The organism is Microbacterium halophytorum (assembly GCF_002970975.1).
Classification (GTDB): domain Bacteria; phylum Actinomycetota; class Actinomycetes; order Actinomycetales; family Microbacteriaceae; genus Microbacterium; species Microbacterium halophytorum.
The window spans coordinates 67,814-83,939 of the sequence record NZ_PNFA01000012.1; the positions used below are offsets into that span (position 1 = coordinate 67,814).

Consider the following 16,126-nt stretch of genomic DNA (forward strand, 5'->3'; position numbering starts at 1 on the left):
CTTAACGCTCCTCGCGGAACTCGACGTGCTTGCGGACGACCGGGTCGTACTTCTTCAGCACGAGGCGGTCGGGGTTGTTGCGACGGTTCTTCTTGGTCACGTACGTGTAGCCCGTGCCCGCGGTCGAACGCATCTTGATGATCGGACGGATGTCCTGTGCCTTCTTGGCCATTAGAGCTTCACACCCTTCGCGATCAGGCCCTTCACAACCGAGTCGATGCCACGGGCGTCAATGACCTTGATGCCCTTGGCCGACACGTTGAGCGTGACCTTGCGGCCCAGCGACGGAACGTAGTACGTCTTCTTCTGCACATTGGGGTCGAAGCGGCGCTTCGTCTTCCGCTGCGAGTGCGAGACGTTGTGACCGAAGCCGGGAACGGCGCCGGTCACCTGGCACACAGCTGCCATGATTCTCTCCTTCAATACCGTGGCCCCGGACGGGACCACCCAAGATCTCTTGCCTGCACGACCGTCATCCGGCCCGCGAGCGGGCTGTGTCCGAATGGGGAGGTGCGTACTGCGCGCAGGAAGCGCACGCAGACAAACGACGATGTTAGCACGCCCGGGCGTGTCTAGCCAATCGAAGGAGCGGCGCTGCACCACGAGACGTCGAAGCCGGGCAGCGTCGCGACGCCCTCGCCCGTCGCGACCTCGTAGACCCGCGTCTCGACGCCGGTCGGCACGGGCACCGGCAGGTCGTCGTACGGGTTCGAAGCGAGGTCGGGTGCGACTGTCGCCGCCACGTAGCGCCCGCTCGGCGACAGGCACGTCTGCAGCAGGGCATCCGGGAGCGAGACGTGCGCGATCTCGCGGGCGGTTCCGTCGGCCTCGACGAAGGCGATGTCCTGCCCGGTGGGGGCCGTGCCGTCGCCCATCACCGCATACTGCCGCACGGTGTCGACGCCCCCCGAGCCCGTCGGCATCGGCAGCACCGACTGCAGGGGGCCCGGTTCGTCGTCCGCGGGGGCGAGCGCCTCCTCGTCTCCCGTCTCCAGGTCGATCCACACGACCCCGTCCGGGCGCCGCACGATCGCGGTGTACGTGCCGCGCGCGACGGCCTCGATGTCGATCGCGGAGTCGAGGATGCCCGGTTCCGCGTCGGAGCCGGGCTCGACGAGAAGCAGCTCCCCTGTGAAGTCGATCAGGAGCACGGCCGACGCGTCGGGCACGAACTGCCACGCGCCGATGCTCGGCGCCTCACCGGCGACCAGCACGGGCGTCGGCTCATCGCCCGGCGCACGCAGGGTCGCCGTGAACAGCTGCGACTCGCGCTCGGGCGCCTCCCCCGGCGAGGCGGGCAGGTCCGTGTAGGTGTACCCGATGCGACCACCGCGCTCCGAGATCTGCAGGTTCCCCACCACCCCGTCCCCCGGCAGGGCGAAGCGCTCCGCGCCGGAGCCGTCCTCATTGATCCGGATGAGGGAGGTCGTGCCGTCCTCCTCGCGCACCGAGACGACGATCGTGCCCGTAACGGCCCGGAAGTCGACGATCTCCGGAGCGGAGAACACCCTCTCCCGCTTCCCGCCGAGGCCCGCGCGGTAGACGACGTCGTCGCCGTCGCGGCGCTCGAGCGCGAGCACGCTCACCGGCGGCGTGCGGAAGCTCGCCTCGAGCGTCGACGCCGGTCCGGAGCCGCCGGCCGCGGAGACGCCGGGCACCGTGATCCGGTACTCCGTGTCGTCGTCGAGCGGCGCCGTGAAGCGCACACCGATCTCGCGGCCGGCCGCATCGACCGAGAACGGCGCGGCGGGTTCGACCTCGACTGAATCGGGGTCGATCTCGCCGAGCGATTGGTTCGCCCGCAGGATCACGCGGCTTCCGGCGGACTCGGTCGCCGCCTGTGGGTCGACCGTGACAGCGCTGATGTGCGGCCCCCGCGTCAGCGAGACCGCTGAGCCGGCGACGACGAGCGCGGCGAGCGCGGCGACGGCGCCCGCGAACCCGAGCGCGTAGCGGCGGCGGGCCCGGCGCAGGCGCGCGGCGCGACGCGTGTGATCAGTACTCATACGGGTCGTCCGGCTCGGCGATCGGGGTGATCTCGTCGGGCGTGACGACGAGGTCGCCGCCCGAGGCCTGGCTGACGTGGCCCGTGATCTCGACCCACTGCCCCTCAGCCGGTACGTCGTCGGCCTCGAGCGGCACGTACGCCGGCTGCGCGTCGATCACGCAGTGCGTGATGACGAGGCGGCCGAGGCGGGCGCCGTCGTCGCCGGGCGCGATGAAGCCCGTGAGGTCGACGGGGGCGCCGTCGAAGGTCTCCGGTGTCGTCGAGCGGGCGAAGGCGGCGGCCCAGCCCCCGACGCCGAACTGCGACGTGTCGACCGACGCCGCGAACACGACCTCGTCGGCCCCGGAGAACAGCGGGGCGGTGCCCGTGTCGCGCTCCTGCGCGAGCTGGACCGAGAGCGAGGTCGGCGGCAGCAGCACGGCGGCCGCGACGACCGCGGAGGCGATCGCTCCCCCGGCGACGGCGGCCCCGGCGGCGGCCGCTCGGCCGCGGCGCGTGTCGGTGCCCGCATGATCATGATCATCCGGATGCTCGTGGCCGTGATCGGCCTCGGCCCCGAGCGGCAGCGCGAACGACGCGGCGGCCCCGACGAGGGCGATGACCGCGAGGACCACCGCGAACGGCTCCTGGGCCGGGTTGACGTAGAGGGAGAACTGGTCGGTGGCGACGAGGACCAGCGTGAGCACCGCCAGGGCCGAGGTGAGGCCGACGCCGAGCCAGCGGGCGCCGATGAGCTTCGCTCGCTCAGACAAAGAGGTTCACCCCCAGCCCGATCGCGACCGCCGAGAGGATCACGACGACGCTGATGCCCGCGATCACGCGCGTCGTGAACGTCGTGCGCAGCAGGGCCATCATCTTCACGTCGACGATGGGGCCGACGAGGAGGAACGCGACGATCGAACCGGGCGAGAACGTCGCGGCGAACGACAGCGCGAAGAACGCGTCGACGTTCGAGCAGATCGCGACTGTGAGGGCGAGCAGCACCATCGCGACGATCGACAGGAGCGGGTTGGCCCCGATCGCGACGAGCGCGTCGCGCGGCACGAGCACCTGCACGGCCCCGGCGAGGGCCGAACCGATCACGAGCGCCGGCATCACGGCGCGCAGCTCGACGACGAACTGCGCGAGCGAGCGGGAGGCCTTCGACCCACCGGCGTGAGACGCCGTCTCGCACGCCAGGGCGAAGCGCTCCGTCAGCAGCGAGCCGGGGTCGGGGTGGCGGCTGTAGAGCCAGGAGACGAGGTTGGCGATCAGGTAGCCGCCGACGAGGCGCGCGACGAGGATGCCGTCGTCGAAGCCGAACGCCTGGTGCGTCGTAATGATCACGATCGGGTTGACGATGGGCGCCGCGACGAGGAACGCGAGCGTGTCCGCCGGGCCGACGCCGCGCATCATCAGGCCGCGGGCGAACGGCACGTTGCCGCACTCGCAGACCGGCACGAACATCCCCACGAGCGAGAGCACGGCGCGGCGCGCCCAGGCGGCGCGCGGCAGGATGCGCTCGATCACGCCGACCGGCACCCACACCTGCACCGCGATCGAGAGCACGACGCCGAGCAGGACGAACGGGAGCGCCTCGATCAGGACGCTCATCGACAGCGTCAGCGCGTCCTGCATCCGGGTCGGCAGCGGTGCGCTGTACAGCCCAGGCGCGAAGAGCGCGACGGCGCACAGCGCCGCGACGGCGGCGGCCCCGATGGCGGCGCGCGGCCACCGCAGGCCGGAGCGGTGCTCGGCGACCCGCGTCACGGGCGCCTCACGCTGTTGCGGCGCGCTCGGCCGTGCAGGCCGCGCACAGGCCGAAGATGTCGATGACGTGCTCCGCGTCGGTGAAGCCGTGCTCGGCGGCCGTGTCGCGCGCCCACCTCTCGACGGCCCTGGCCTCGATCTCGACGGCCGTGCCGCACGAGCGGCAGATCAGGTGGTGGTGGTGCCCGCTCGAGGCGCACGCGCGGTACAGAGCCTCGCCCTCCGGGCTCTGCAGCGAGTCGGCCTCGCCGCTGGCGGTCATGCCCGCGAGGGTGCGGTACACGGTCGCCAGCCCGATGCCGGTGTCGGCGTCGCGCAGCGACTGGTGCAGGGACTGCGCACTCACGAAGCCTTCGGCGTCGTCGAGCGCCTCGCGCACCCGCTCGCGCTGCCAGGTGTTCCGCTGCTGAGCCATGACAGGAGTTTAGGCCGTGAACCTCAGACCCGGGTCAGAGCGCGTGGCCGCGCTCGGGCGTAGGGGAGTTACCCGGCCCTAGGCCGAATCGCACGGAATCTGCCTAGTCTCGGGGAATCTGCCTAATCTCGGGGCGGTGCATCCGGCCACGGCGGTCACGGGAGGGCCACCGCCTCCGTGTGCGGGATGTGCGCGTGGCGCTTCCGGATGGCGCGGCCGCGCTGCCAGGCGATCAGCCGGCAGACGACGTAGATGAGGAACGAGATCGTCGTGATGTACGGGCTCACCGGCAGGGTGCCCGCGATCGCGAGCATGATGCCGCCAACCGCCGAGACGAAGCCGAACAGCGCCGAGAGCAGGGGCACCGAGAGCGGGCCGTGCGCGACCTTCATGGCGGCCGCCGCCGGGGTGACCAGCAGCGCCATCACGAGCAGCGCGCCGATGATGTGGACCGCGACCGCCACGACGAGGCCCATCAGCAGCATGAAGACCAGGCTGATCGCCGTCGACGGCACGCCGCGGGCGGCCGCCGACGCGGGGTCGAGCGAGTCGAAGCGCAGCGGGTTCCAGACGAGCACGAGCGCGACGAGCACGATCACGGAGATGCCGATCAGCCAGCCGAGATCGGGGGTTGTGACCGACACGATCTGGCCGGTGAGCAGGCTGAAGCGGTTGGCGCTGCGGCCGTCGTAGAGCGACAGGCAGAGGATGCCGATGCCCAGGCCGAACGGCATCAGCACGCCGACGATGGAGTTGCGGTCGCGCGCCTTCGAGCCGAGCAGGCCGATGATCATCGCCGCCGCGACGGCGCCGACGAGGGAGCCGGCGACGACCGAGGCGCCCGCGAGAAGGGCGATCGCGGCGCCCGCGAACGAGAGCTCGCTGACGCCGTGCACTGCGAACGCCATGTCGCGCTGCATGATGAAGACGCCGATCAGGCCGCCGACGATGCCGAGCACACCGGCCGCGATGATCGCGTTCGAGACGAGCTGCAGCAGCGCGCCGTAGTTCTCGAACGACAGGACGTCGCTCCATTCGAGCGAGGGCACGAGCCGGGGCATCACGCCGCCTCCCCGTGGTTGTGCTCGGCCGCGAACTCGTGATCGTGGTGCGCATCGGCATCCGGAACCCCGACGACCACCAGGCGGTCGCCCGCCTGCATGACGAAGACCGGGGCGCCGTACAGGTCTGTGAGCACGTCGCTGCGCAGCACCTCCTTCGGAGTGCCGAGCGTGAAGCGCCCGCCCGCGATGTAGAGGATGCGATCGACGTGGTCGAGGATCGGGTTCACATCGTGCGTGACGAACATCACGGCGGCGCCGCGCTCGGAGCGTTCGCGGTTGATGATGTTCGTCACGGCGCGCTGGTTGGCGAGGTCGAGGCTCGACAGCGGCTCGTCGCAGAGGAGCAGGTCGGGCGAATCGGCGAGCGCCTGCCCGATGCGGAGCCGCTGCTGCTCACCGCCCGAGAGGCGGCCGACCGGGTTATCGGCGTAGCCGGACGCACCGACCGCCTCGAGCAGTTCGTCGACCCGTTTGCGGCTGCCGCGGCGCGGGATCGGCAGGCCGAAGCGCGCCCCATCGAGGCCGAGAGCGACCAGGTCGCGGCCGCGCATGCTCGTCTCGAGCTCGAACGGGCGCTGCTGCGGCACGTAGCCGACACGGGGGTTGCCGCGGCGTACGGGGGAGCCCGACACCCGAATCTCGCCCTCGCTGAGGCCCTGCAGGCCCAGGATCGCGCGCAGCAGCGTGGTCTTGCCCGAGCCGGACGGGCCGAGCACGGCGATGAACTCCCCCGGCTGCACCTGCAGGTCGAGCCCGCCCCAGAGCTCGCGGCCCCTGAGGCTCAGCCCCGCTCCGCGCACGTCGAGGACAGGGGAGGACTGGGGCATGAGAACGATTCTAACTCTGCGTCTGAGAACAGTTTTCAGCGGGCCCGACCAGCCGGCCGGGCCCGCTCGGTGCGACGGGGCTACTCGCCGAGCGCCGCGGCGAGCGCGTCGACGTTGGCCTGCATCCAAGTGACGTAGTCGTCGCCGTCCGGGATCGTCTCGGTGAACTCGACGATCGGGACGCCGCCTGTCTCGGCCGCCTCGACGACGGCGTCGGTCTCGGGACCGGCGGTCTGCGGGTTCACGACGAACACGTCGACCTCGCCGCCCTCGAGCGCGGTCGTCGCCTCGAGGAGCGTCGCGGGCGCGACCTCCTGGCCGTGCTCGACGGCCTCGGCGAAGCCCTCGGCCGTGACGTCCTCGAGCCCCGCGGCCGTCGTGAGGTAGCCGCCGACCGGCTCGGTGAACGCGACGGTCGCGCCGGCGTGGTCGGCCTCGATGTCGGCGAGACCGGCCTCGAGGCCCTCGAGCCGCTCGGTCAGGTCGGCCGCGTTCTGCGCGAAGGCGTCCGCCTCATCCGGGATCAGCTCCGAGGCCTCGTCGGCGATCGCCTCGACGACGTGGATCATCGTGTGCGGGTCGTACCAGACGTGCTCGTTGAAGCCCTCGACGTGGTTGTGGCCGTCCTCGCCTTCGGCATGGTCATGCTCGGTTTCGTCGGCGTGCTCGGCCTCGGTGTGGCCATCGCCCTCGTCTTCGGCGTGGTCGTGCTCGGCCTCGCCCTCCGCGTGATCGTCGGCATCGGCCTCTTCGTCGGAGTGCTCGTGCCCGTCGACCTCGGCATCCGGATAGTCGTGGTTGTACTCGACCGCCATGACCGAGTGCTCGACCTCGCCCGCCTCGACGAGCTGCTCCATGTAGGCGTCGTAGCCGCCGCCGTTGAAGATCGCGAGGTCGGCCTCGGTGACGGCGAGCTGGTCCTGCGCAGTCGCCTCGTACTCGTGCGGGTCGACCGACGGCGAGTCCACGATCGCCGTGACGTCGGCCGCGTCGCCGAAGACGCTCGAGGCGAGGTCGGCGTAGACGCTCGTCGACGCGACGACCGAGACCGAGCCGCCCTCCGCCGCGCCGGCATCGTCGCCGGATGCGGCACAGCCGGCGAGAGCGAGGCCGGCCACGGCGACGAGCGAGAGAGCGGGGAGTGTGCGTCGGTTCATGGTGCCCATCATATGCCTATCGATAATCGTTCTCTTAATCATGCCTGGGAGCGGGTCCGCGGCCCGCTCTTGACGGGACTCGCCGTCAGCCCTGGCGCCCCTTGAAACGCGGGTTCTGCTTGTTGATGACGTAGACCCTTCCGCGCCTCCGCACGACCTGTGCACCCGGCTGATTCTTGAGCGACTTGATCGACGCGCGAACCTTCATGACGACTCCTCTCGGGCGGTCGATCCGGAGGGCTGTCGCCCCCGAGCGCCCAAATTAACGATAATGGTTATCAATAGTCTAACGTAGAAGACCGCCTATTCGGAACGGATACCCATGGACCCCGCAGCCGCAGACGTCATCGCCGTCGTCGGGACGTGCGCGCACGAGCGCGCCGCCTACGCCTCGCACTTCGCCACCCGGACCGACCGGACCCTGCACACGGCCGCCAGGGTCGCGCTGTCGCCCGACCCGGTCGACGAGGCCCTCGCCCTCGCACCCTGGAGCGGCGACCGCGGGGCCGTCATCGAGTTCCCCACAGCCACGATGCCGACCGCGATCATCGGCGCGTTCGCCGCTCCGGATGCGGCCGCACGGCTGACCGGCCTGATCTGCGTCGTCGATGCCATGCACCTCGTCGACGACCTCCGCCGTGAGGACTACGTGCTGCAGTCGGCTCCCGTCGGCCTCGTGCACCGCTCGCGGGCGCTCGTGACCGCCGCGCAGATCGAGTACGCCACGACGGTCGTGCTCGCCGGCTGGGAGCCGCTGTCGACGCCGGAGCTGTCGACCGCGATGGCGCTGCTCAGCGCGCTCGGCCCGAGGGCCCGCCTGCGCCTGCATCCGGCACCCGTCACCGCCCCGGAGGGGCCCGCTCCCCTCACGCCGGTGCAGGACCGCCCCGGATGGATCGCCGTGCTCAACGACGACCACGACCCCCACATGACCGACCCGCGCGTGCGATCGATGCGCTACCAGGCGGAGCGGCCGTTCCACCCGGGGCGACTGAGGCGGCTCCTCGATGGGGACCTCGAAGGAGAGGCGTTCGGCGTGGTGCTGCGCTCCGCCGGCTTCTGCCGCCTCGCGACGCGCCCCGGCGCGACAGCGCACTGGGAGCACGTGGGCAGCATGTTCTCGCTGCCGCCCGTCGGCACGGACGACGAGCTCGGGGACGACGACGAGCTGCTCACGGCGGGCGTCGACATCGCGCTCATCGGCCTCGACATCGACGTTCCGGCGCTCACCCGCGCCCTGGACGACGCCTGCCTGAGCGATGCCGAGCTCGCCGCCGGCCCCTCCGCGTGGGGTGCGTACGCCGACCCTTTCCCCGCCTGGAGCGAAGCGGGCGCCTAGGCGCCGGACGGATCGACACCGGTGCGCGCGAGGTCGGCGCCCGCCGACGCCGCGAGCGGCAGCCCGGATGCGGCGCTCGCTCCGGCCGGCGAACCCCGCCCCTCGGGGCGCCCGCTAGGCTCGCCGCATGAGTCTCGGATGGGGAATCCTGGCCACAGGCGGCATCGCGCGCGCCTTCGCGAGCGACCTGAACACGGCGGGGCTGCGCATCGCGGCCGCCGGCTCGCGCCGGCAGGAATCGGCCGATCGCTTCGCCGCGGAGTTCGGCGCCCCGCATGCGCACGGCTCCTACGAAGCGCTCGTGGACGACCCGACGGTCGACATCGTCTACGTCGCGACGCCCCACCCGCAGCATGTCGAGGCCGCGACCCTCGCCCTCGAGGCGGGCAAGCACGTGCTCGTCGAGAAAGCCTTCACGGTCAACCGCGGCGAGGCCGAGCGGCTGCGCGCCCTCGCCGCGGAGCGCGGGCTCGTCGCCATGGAGGCGATGTGGACGCGCTACCTGCCGCACATGCGCCGCGCGCACGAGATCGTCGACGCGGGCACGCTCGGCGACATGCGGATGCTGACGGCCACGCACGCGCAGGCCCTCCCGACCGACCCGGCCCATCGCCTCAACGACCTCGCCCTCGGGGGCGGGGCGCTGCTCGATCTCGGCGTCTACCCCGTGTCGTTCGCGTGGGACTTCGCGGGCCGCCCGACGTCGGTGCAGGCGACGGCGCGGTTCGCCGAGACGGGCGCCGACACCGACGTCGCCGTCGTGATGTCGCACGAATCGGGCGCGATCTCGACGAGCGTCTCGACCTCGCGCGCGGCCGGCCTGAACACGGCGCACATCCTGGGCACGACGGCGCGCATCGACATCGAGAGCTACTGGCTCGCGCAGGCGACGTTCACGGTGACGGCGACCGACGGCACGGTGCTCGAGCGCTTCGAGGAGCGCATCGACGGCCGCGGCATGCAGATGCAGGCGATCGCCGCCGAGCGAGCGGTCGCGGAGGGAGCCTCCTCCCCCGCCGAGCTCACGATCGACGAGACCGTCGAGATCATGGGCACGCTCGACGAGATCCGCGCCCAGATCGGGCTCGCATACCCCGGGGAGTAGCGCCGCGCGACGGCGAGCGCCCACCAAGCTCGGCCGTTCACGTGCGACCTGTTGCGGGTGTCAGGTCGTAAAACCCACCCTTGGTCGCACCTGAGCGGTGGGGCGTCAGTCGAGCAGGAGCGCCGGCTCCTCGAGCACGGCGGCGATGTCGGCCAGGAAGCGGCTGATCTTGTCGCCGTCGACGATGCGGTGGTCGAACGAGCCAGAGACCGTCGTCACCCAGGCGGGGCGCACCTCGCCGTCGACGACCCAGGGCTTCTGGCGGATGGCGCCCATCGCGACGATACCGGCCTCGCCCGCGTTGATGATCGGGGTGCCCGCGTCCATCCCGAACACACCGATGTTCGTGATCGTGATGGTGCCGCCCTGCTGGTCGGCCGGCGTGCTCTTGCCCTCGCGGGCCGTGAGGGTGAGCTCCTGCAGCGCGACCGCGAGCTCGCGGAGGCTGAGCTGGTGCGCGTCCTTGATGTTCGGCACGATGAGGCCGCGGGGCGTCGCCGCCGCGATGCCGAGGTTGACGTAGCCGCGCACCTGGATCTCGGCCCCCGACTCGGTCTCGACCCATGCCGAGTTCACCTCGGGAGTGCGCTGCACGGCCCAGATCAGCGCCTTCGCGAACACGAGCAGCGGCGAGACGCGCACGTCGGCGAACTGGGGCTGGGCCTTCAGCCGCTTCACGAACTCCATCGTGCGGCTCGCATCGACGTCGGTCCACACCGACACGTGCGGCGCCGTGTACGCCGACTTCACGACACCGGATGCCGTGGCCTTGCGCACGCCCTTGACGGGGATCGATTCGTACCGGTCGTCGGCGGGCGAGCCGGATGCCACGGGGATCGAGCGCTCGCGCTCGGCCGGCCACGCGGGGGTCTCGATGTTGCGGAACACCTTCGCCTGGTCGGCGTGCTTCACGACGTCGTCGCGCGTGACCTCGCCGGCCGGGCCCGTCGCGTTCACGTCCTTGAGGTCGACGCCCAGGTCGCGCGCGAGCTTGCGCACCGGCGGCTTCGCCACGACCCCGACGGTCGAGGCGACGGGCGCTTCGCGCTTCTGCTTGCGGCGGCGGGTGGTGGCGTCGCCGCCCGAGCCGTAGCCGACCAGCACGGAACCGGAGCCGGCATCGTCGGCCGCTGCGGCATCCGGGGCCTTCTCGCCTGCCGGCGCCTCGTCGGCCCCCGCGACCGTGAGGATCGGCGTGCCCACGTCGACCGTGTCGCCCTCCGCGACGAGCAGCTCACCCACGGTGCCGGCGTACGGCGACGGCAGCTCGACGAGCGACTTGGCCGTCTCGATCTCGGCGACCACGTCGTTCACGGCCACGGCGTCGCCCGGCTTCACGTGCCACTGCACGATCTCGGCCTCGGTCAGCCCTTCGCCGACATCCGGAAGGTTGTAGGTCTGCATGTGCCGATTCTCTCAGTAGGCCAGTGCGCGGTCGACCGCTTCGAGCACGCGATCGGCGTCGGGCAGGTAGGCGCCCTCGAGCTTGGCGGGCGGGAAGGGCGTGTCGAAGCCGGAGACGCGCAGCACCGGCGCCTCGAGCGAGTAGAACGCGCGCTCCGTCACGGTCGCGGCGATCTCGCTGCCGACGCTGACGTTCCCCGGGGCCTCCTGCGCGTAGACCATGCGGCCCGTCGAGCGCACCGAGTCGACGATGGGCCCGTAGTCGACGGGTGACAGCGAGCGCACGTCGACGACCTCGCAGTGGATGCCCTCGCCCTCGGCGATCGCGGCCGCCTGCAGCAGCGTGGAGACCATCGCGCCGTGGCCGACGAGCGTGACGTCGGTGCCGCGGCGCACGACGCGGCTGGCGTGCAGGTCAAGCGCGCGCTCCGTGACGTCGACCTCGCCCTTCGGCCAGTACCGCGCCTTCGGCTCGAGGAAGATCACGGGGTCGTCCGAGCGAATCGCGTCCTGGATCATCCAGTAGGCGTCGTTCGGCGTCGAGGGGCTCACGACCCGCAGGCCCGGCGTGTGCGCGAAGTAGGCCTCGGGGCTCTCCTGGTGGTGCTCGACGGCGCCGATGTGGCCGCCGTAGGGGATCCGAATGACGATGGGCATCTTCACGGCGCCGTCGAGCCGGTTGGTGAGCTTGGCCAGCTGGGTCGTGATCTGGTCGAACGCCGGGAACACGAAGCCGTCGAACTGGATCTCGATGACGGGGCGGTAGCCGCCCATCGCGAGGCCGATCGCGGTGCCGACGATGCCCGACTCGGCGAGAGGCGTGTCGAGCACGCGGTTCGGACCGAACTCGGCGTGCAGCCCCTCCGTGACGCGGAAGACGCCGCCCAGCGGGCCGATGTCCTCGCCCATCATGAGGACCTTGTCGTCGTCGAGCATCGCCTGGCGCAGGCCGGCGTTCAGGGCCTTGCCGAGCGGCATGGGGCCGGATTCGATCGCGCTCACGCGTCTGCCTCCTCGAACGAAGCCTCGTAGTCTGCGAGCCAGCGCGCCTGCTCGGCCATCACCGGATGCGGCTCCGAGTACACGTGCTGGAACATCAGCTCCCGAGCGGGCGAGCCGAGCTCGACGGTGCGGGTGCGGATATCGTCGGCGTACGCCGCGGCCTCCTGGTCGACGGCGGCGAAGAACTCGTCACCGGCACCGCGCGAGAGCAGGTAGGCGCGCATTCGGGCGATGGGGTCGCGCGCGATCCACGACTCCTCCTCGTCCTTCGTGCGGTACTTCGTCGGGTCGTCGCTCGTGGTGTGCGCACCGAGGCGGTAGGTCACGGCCTCGATCGCGCGGGGCCCGCCGCCCGAGCGGGCCTCGTCGAGCGCCGCGCGCGTGACGGCGTAGCTGGCGAGCACGTCGTTGCCGTCGATCCGGATGCCCTCCATGCCGTAGCCGGCGGCGCGGTGTGCGAGGGGCACGCGCGACTGCGTGGAGACGGGCACCGAGATGGCCCATTGGTTGTTCTGGAGGAAGAACACCTGCGGCGTCCGGTAGCTCGCGGCGAACACCATGGCCTCGTGCACGTCGCCCTGGCTCGATGCGCCGTCGCCGTAGTAGACCATGACGGCCTCGTCGGTCTCGGGGTTGCCGGTGCCGGTGACGCCGTCGAAGTTCTTCGCCATCGCGTAGCCCGTCGCGTGCAGCGTCTGCGAGCCGAGCACGAGCGTGTAGGGACGCACGTTCCCGTTCGCGGGGTCCGTCGGGTCCCAGCCGCCATGGCTGACCCCGCGCATCACCTTGATGATGCCGAGCGGGTCGACGCCGCGGCTCGTCGCGACGACGTGCTCGCGATAGGAGGGGAACAGCGTGTCCTGCGGCCGCGCGGCGCGCACGGAGCCGACCTGTGCCGCCTCCTGACCGCGCGACGGCGGCCAGAGCGCGAGTTGGCCCTGGCGCTGCAGGTTCGTCGCCTGCTCGTCGAATGCCCGCACCACGACCATGTCGCGGTAGAACTGCTCGAGCTCGGCGTCACCGATCGCCTCGATCAGAGGCAGGTACCGCTCTGCCTGTTCCGTGGGTGCGAACCGTCCGTTCGCGTCGAGCACGCGGACGAGCGCGTCGTCCTGCCCGGTGTTCTCATCCGCCGAAGTCACCACTCCACGCTATGCCGGTGCGGCCGGAAGCGCGGTGTGACATCCTCGACAATGCATTTCCCGCTCCGTGCGCGAACCCCACAGTCGTATGCGGTCGGGCGCATGCCGCTCGCGGCATATGCCCGCTCAGGCGGCGCGCAGGGCGCGGGCGACCTCGAGAACGCGCGGCAGCGACTCCTCCTCGCCCACCGAGATCCGGATGCCGTCGGGGAACACTCGCACGATCAGGCCGGCCGCATCGAATGCCGCGGCGTCGGCGGGGTCGTCCGTCCCGAGCCAGACGAAGTTGCCGTGGGCATCCGGAACCGGCCACCCGGCATCGCGGAGGCCCGCCACGAGCCGGTCGCGCCGGTCGACGATGACCGCGACGCGCTCGAGCAGCTCGGCCTCCTGCTCCAGGCTCGCGAGTGCGGCGGCCTCGGCCTGCGCCGTGACCGAGAGCGGGATGACGGTCGCGCGCGCGGAGTCGAGCACGTGCTCGTGGCCGATCGCGTAGCCGATGCGGAGGGCCGCGAGGCCGTACGCCTTCGAGAAGGTGCGCAGCACGACGACGTTGGGGCGCGCCTCGTGCACGCGCGCGGCGAGGCCGTCGACGGCGTCGGGTGCCGACACGAACTCGGCGTAGGCCTCGTCGAGGAGGATCAGCACGTCGCCGGGCACGCGGTCGGCGAACGCCTCGAACTCGGCGGCCGTGATGACGGGGCCCGTCGGGTTGTTCGGGGTGCAGAGCAGGATGACGCGGGTGCGGTCGGTGACGGCGGCCGCCATCGCGTCGAGGTCGTGGCGACCGTCGGGCAGGTTCGGCACCTGCACGCTGCGGGCGCCCGCGACGAGGGTGAGACCGGGGTAGGCCTCGAAGGAGCGCCACGAATAGACGACCTCGTCGCCGGCTCCGGCGGCGGCCCCGATCAGCGCCGCGATGAGCGACACGCTGCCGGCGCCCGCCAGCACCTGCTCGCTCGTGACGCCGTACTTCTCGGCGAGCGCCGCGCGCAGCCGGCCGGCGGTCGCGTCGGGGTACCGGTTGATCGCCGTCGCCCGCTGCATCGCGTCGACGACGCCGGGCAGGGGCCCGAAGGGGTTCTCGTTGCTCGAGAGCTTGAATCCGCTGGGGTCGGCCGGTCGGCCCTGCCGGTAGGGCGGGAGCTGCTCGATCTCGGGGCGGAGGCGGGGAAGGCGGGGCTCGGTCACGCAGACAAGCGTACGACCGGTGCGGCGCCGGCTGGCAATCCGCAGGATGCGCGGGACGCGCCGGCGTGCGACATTGTCTGCATGGGCTTCGTCATCCGCATCATCGTCACAGGCTTCGCGCTCTGGGTCGTGACCCTGTTCTCCTTCTTCGAGGTCTCCGTGCGGCCGTTCGGCGACGGCGGCCCGCTGATGACCGCCCTCACCCTGCTGGTGGTGGCCGCCATCTTCGGAATCGTGAACGCGGTTGTCGGCACCGTCATCCGGGTCGTCGCGTTCCCGCTGTACCTGCTCACCCTCGGGCTGATCAGCTTCATCGTGAACGGGTTCCTGCTGTGGCTCACGGGCGTGCTGACGAGCAGCTTCCACTGGGGCCTGGAGGTCGACAACTTCTGGACGGCCATCCTGGCGGCCATCGTCATCTCGATCATCACCGCGATCTTCGGGGCGATCGTGAGGCCGCAGCGCAAGAAGTCGCGCGACTGAGCGATGGCTGCGCCGGGCGGGCGCGCTGCCCGCTTCACGCCGGCGCGATCCAGCCCCCGAGCGGGTCGGCGCGGGCGATCGGCTCGCCGTCGAGCGCGAGCACGAACCCGTCGGCGTCCGCGCCGACCGGCTGCGTCCACGCGTCGTGGGCACGCGGGCTGTCGAGGGTGACCCAGCGCGCGTCGAGGCCCCGGATGATCGCGATCAGCCGCTCGCGGGCCGTTCGCGGAACGTGCGGCAGCACGCCGGGCGTCGTGACGACGAGGGTCGTGCCCGCGGGCGCCTCCGCGGCGAGCGCGGCGAGCACGCCCGGCTCGGACGCGTCGCCGCGCACGATGCGCGGCGGGTCGGCCGCCGCGACGTCGAGCGCGGCGGCGATGCGGGCGGCGCGCTCGGCCTCGCCGGGCCAGACGAGCCCGGAGATCCAGGCGCGATCGGCCGAGTCTCGGGCATCTCGCGGCTCGAGATCGATTCCCGCTCGCCAGACGATATCGGGCAGCCGCTCGGGGGCGGGCAGCCCGCCGCGCAGTTCGGGCTCGAGGCGCACAGAGCCCGAGCTGAATGCCGGCTGCTCGACGCCTCGCCCCATCGCCGACGAACGCGATTCCGCGGCGGTCCGCCGGCGAGCGGCCGTGTCGACCGACCCGGCGGCCAGGAGAGCGGGCGGTTCCGCGCCGTCGCCAACAGGCTCCGCGCGGAACCGATACGCGTACCGTTCGGGGAACAGGCACAGGCCGGCGGATGCCCCGACCTCGAGCAGCGCGATCGGGCCGGGAATGCGCTCCAGCGCATACACGAGCGGCGCACATCGCAGCGGCTCGTTGGTCTGCACCGAGCGCGCGGCGCACTCCGCGACGATCCGCCCTTCGTGCGCGCGGAAGAAGCCCGCCCAGCCGGCGTACGGGCCCTCGGGCGCCCCGAGCATCCGGCTCACGGCGAACACGAGCGGCGGTTGCCGGTGCGGCGCGCCCAGCCCGGCGAGCGCACGGAGCACCCCGGGGTCGGCCGCGACGCCTGCAGCCCATTCTGCGTAGAGATCGCTGCGCCCCGGCGCCTCTTCGCGGGCGAACCGCGCGTAGCGCTCGCGCACCTCGACGGCGGCGAGCGCCGCCGCCCCCTTCGCCTCGCCCGAGTCCGTCACCCGACCCATCGTGCCCCACACCGGCGCGTCACCCGCGCGGGCGGAGGGCCGCGATCGGCGCGGGGCCGCGATCGCTCCGCGCTCCCGACGCCCCGGCAT

Annotated in this window: 18 protein-coding genes; 3 read left to right on the forward strand and 15 right to left on the reverse strand. The window is 71.8% G+C overall.

The annotated features are described in order from the left end of the window. Position 1: 1 nt before the first annotated feature. The 10 genes from rpmG to ykgO form a co-directional block, all read right to left on the reverse strand. Positions 2-172, reverse strand: a complete 171-nt coding sequence (gene rpmG / locus C0010_RS11535) for a 50S ribosomal protein L33 (RefSeq protein WP_087053762.1) — start codon at positions 170-172, stop codon at positions 2-4. Then, positions 172-408 (reverse strand): 50S ribosomal protein L28, encoded by a 237-nt coding sequence (gene rpmB / locus C0010_RS11540; RefSeq protein WP_105567240.1) that lies wholly within the window; start codon positions 406-408, stop codon positions 172-174. The genes rpmG and rpmB overlap by 1 nt, the downstream gene beginning before the upstream one ends. Before the next feature lie 164 nt (positions 409-572). Then, on the reverse strand, positions 573-2,006 hold the full coding sequence (locus tag C0010_RS11545) for an Ig-like domain-containing domain (protein WP_105567241.1): 1,434 nt from the start codon (positions 2,004-2,006) through the stop codon (positions 573-575). Next, positions 1,996-2,760, reverse strand: coding sequence for a TIGR03943 family putative permease subunit (locus C0010_RS11550; protein ID WP_232531926.1), 765 nt, complete (start codon positions 2,758-2,760; stop codon positions 1,996-1,998). The genes C0010_RS11545 and C0010_RS11550 overlap by 11 nt, the downstream gene beginning before the upstream one ends. Next, complete coding sequence (locus C0010_RS11555) at positions 2,753-3,757, reverse strand: permease (protein WP_232531927.1); 1,005 nt, start codon at positions 3,755-3,757, stop codon at positions 2,753-2,755. The genes C0010_RS11550 and C0010_RS11555 overlap by 8 nt, the downstream gene beginning before the upstream one ends. 7 nt (positions 3,758-3,764) lie before the next feature. Next, positions 3,765-4,172, reverse strand: a complete 408-nt coding sequence (locus C0010_RS11560; protein WP_105567242.1) for a Fur family transcriptional regulator — start codon at positions 4,170-4,172, stop codon at positions 3,765-3,767. Between the two features lie 155 nt (positions 4,173-4,327). After that, positions 4,328-5,233 (reverse strand): metal ABC transporter permease, encoded by a 906-nt coding sequence (locus C0010_RS11565; protein ID WP_105567243.1) that lies wholly within the window; start codon positions 5,231-5,233, stop codon positions 4,328-4,330. After that, the gene (locus tag C0010_RS11570) at positions 5,233-6,063 is read right to left on the reverse strand and encodes a metal ABC transporter ATP-binding protein (protein ID WP_105567244.1); all 831 of its coding nucleotides are present in this window, start codon (positions 6,061-6,063) and stop codon (positions 5,233-5,235) included. Before C0010_RS11570 ends, C0010_RS11565 begins: the two co-directional genes overlap by 1 nt. Positions 6,064-6,143: 80 nt before the next feature. Then, positions 6,144-7,220, reverse strand: coding sequence for a metal ABC transporter solute-binding protein, Zn/Mn family (locus tag C0010_RS11575; RefSeq protein WP_105567327.1), 1,077 nt, complete (start codon positions 7,218-7,220; stop codon positions 6,144-6,146). Between the two features lie 85 nt (positions 7,221-7,305). Beyond that, the gene (ykgO, locus tag C0010_RS11580) at positions 7,306-7,428 is read right to left on the reverse strand and encodes a type B 50S ribosomal protein L36 (protein WP_105567245.1); all 123 of its coding nucleotides are present in this window, start codon (positions 7,426-7,428) and stop codon (positions 7,306-7,308) included. Between the two features lie 114 nt (positions 7,429-7,542). Here ykgO and C0010_RS11585 point away from each other — a divergent pair, with 114 nt between their 5' ends. Both C0010_RS11585 and C0010_RS11590 read left to right on the forward strand, forming a co-directional pair. Next, positions 7,543-8,559, forward strand: coding sequence for a GTP-binding protein (locus tag C0010_RS11585; protein WP_105567247.1), 1,017 nt, complete (start codon positions 7,543-7,545; stop codon positions 8,557-8,559). Between the two features lie 127 nt (positions 8,560-8,686). Beyond that, positions 8,687-9,664: a Gfo/Idh/MocA family protein gene (locus C0010_RS11590; protein ID WP_105567248.1), complete on the forward strand. Its 978-nt coding sequence runs from the start codon at positions 8,687-8,689 to the stop codon at positions 9,662-9,664. A 105-nt stretch (positions 9,665-9,769) separates the two neighbouring features. On the opposite strand, the gene C0010_RS11595 is transcribed toward C0010_RS11590, so the two are convergent. From C0010_RS11595 to C0010_RS11610, 4 genes are all read right to left on the reverse strand, one after another. Continuing rightward, on the reverse strand, positions 9,770-11,068 hold the full coding sequence (locus tag C0010_RS11595) for a dihydrolipoamide acetyltransferase family protein (RefSeq protein ID WP_105567249.1): 1,299 nt from the start codon (positions 11,066-11,068) through the stop codon (positions 9,770-9,772). A 12-nt stretch (positions 11,069-11,080) separates the two neighbouring features. Further along, positions 11,081-12,046 carry an alpha-ketoacid dehydrogenase subunit beta gene (locus C0010_RS11600; RefSeq protein WP_105567328.1) on the reverse strand — a complete coding sequence of 322 codons (966 nt, stop codon included), beginning with the start codon at positions 12,044-12,046 and terminating at the stop codon, positions 11,081-11,083. A 20-nt stretch (positions 12,047-12,066) separates the two neighbouring features. Continuing rightward, on the reverse strand, positions 12,067-13,212 hold the full coding sequence (gene pdhA, locus C0010_RS11605) for a pyruvate dehydrogenase (acetyl-transferring) E1 component subunit alpha (protein WP_105567250.1): 1,146 nt from the start codon (positions 13,210-13,212) through the stop codon (positions 12,067-12,069). A 126-nt stretch (positions 13,213-13,338) separates the two neighbouring features. Beyond that, a complete protein-coding gene (locus C0010_RS11610) occupies positions 13,339-14,403 on the reverse strand; it encodes a histidinol-phosphate transaminase (RefSeq protein WP_105567251.1) in 1,065 nt (354 codons plus the stop codon). An 81-nt stretch (positions 14,404-14,484) separates the two neighbouring features. Here C0010_RS11610 and C0010_RS11615 point away from each other — a divergent pair, with 81 nt between their 5' ends. Next, complete coding sequence (locus tag C0010_RS11615) at positions 14,485-14,886, forward strand: phage holin family protein (protein WP_105567252.1); 402 nt, start codon at positions 14,485-14,487, stop codon at positions 14,884-14,886. A gap of 34 nt (positions 14,887-14,920) precedes the next feature. On the opposite strand, the gene C0010_RS11620 is transcribed toward C0010_RS11615, so the two are convergent. Then, positions 14,921-16,027 carry a DUF2332 family protein gene (locus C0010_RS11620; protein WP_232531928.1) on the reverse strand — a complete coding sequence of 369 codons (1,107 nt, stop codon included), beginning with the start codon at positions 16,025-16,027 and terminating at the stop codon, positions 14,921-14,923. Between the last annotated feature and the right edge of the window lie 99 nt (positions 16,028-16,126).

Excerpts from the sequence above, each read along its gene's own strand:
- rpmG (WP_087053762.1), bottom strand. The coding sequence starts at position 172 with ATGGCCAAGAAGGCACAGGACATCCGTCCGATCATCAAGATGCGTTCG.
- rpmB (WP_105567240.1), bottom strand. The coding sequence starts at position 408 with ATGGCAGCTGTGTGCCAGGTGACCGGCGCCGTTCCCGGCTTCGGTCAC.
- C0010_RS11545 (WP_105567241.1), bottom strand. The coding sequence starts at position 2,006 with ATGAGTACTGATCACACGCGTCGCGCCGCGCGCCTGCGCCGGGCCCGC.
- C0010_RS11560 (WP_105567242.1), bottom strand. The coding sequence starts at position 4,172 with ATGGCTCAGCAGCGGAACACCTGGCAGCGCGAGCGGGTGCGCGAGGCG.
- C0010_RS11565 (WP_105567243.1), bottom strand. The coding sequence starts at position 5,233 with ATGCCCCGGCTCGTGCCCTCGCTCGAATGGAGCGACGTCCTGTCGTTC.
- C0010_RS11570 (WP_105567244.1), bottom strand. The coding sequence starts at position 6,063 with ATGCCCCAGTCCTCCCCTGTCCTCGACGTGCGCGGAGCGGGGCTGAGC.
- C0010_RS11575 (WP_105567327.1), bottom strand. The coding sequence starts at position 7,220 with ATGAACCGACGCACACTCCCCGCTCTCTCGCTCGTCGCCGTGGCCGGC.
- ykgO (WP_105567245.1), bottom strand. The coding sequence starts at position 7,428 with ATGAAGGTTCGCGCGTCGATCAAGTCGCTCAAGAATCAGCCGGGTGCA.
- C0010_RS11585 (WP_105567247.1), top strand. The coding sequence starts at position 7,543 with ATGGACCCCGCAGCCGCAGACGTCATCGCCGTCGTCGGGACGTGCGCG.
- C0010_RS11590 (WP_105567248.1), top strand. The coding sequence starts at position 8,687 with ATGAGTCTCGGATGGGGAATCCTGGCCACAGGCGGCATCGCGCGCGCC.
- C0010_RS11595 (WP_105567249.1), bottom strand. The coding sequence starts at position 11,068 with ATGCAGACCTACAACCTTCCGGATGTCGGCGAAGGGCTGACCGAGGCC.
- C0010_RS11600 (WP_105567328.1), bottom strand. The coding sequence starts at position 12,046 with ATGCCGCTCGGCAAGGCCCTGAACGCCGGCCTGCGCCAGGCGATGCTC.
- C0010_RS11615 (WP_105567252.1), top strand. The coding sequence starts at position 14,485 with ATGGGCTTCGTCATCCGCATCATCGTCACAGGCTTCGCGCTCTGGGTC.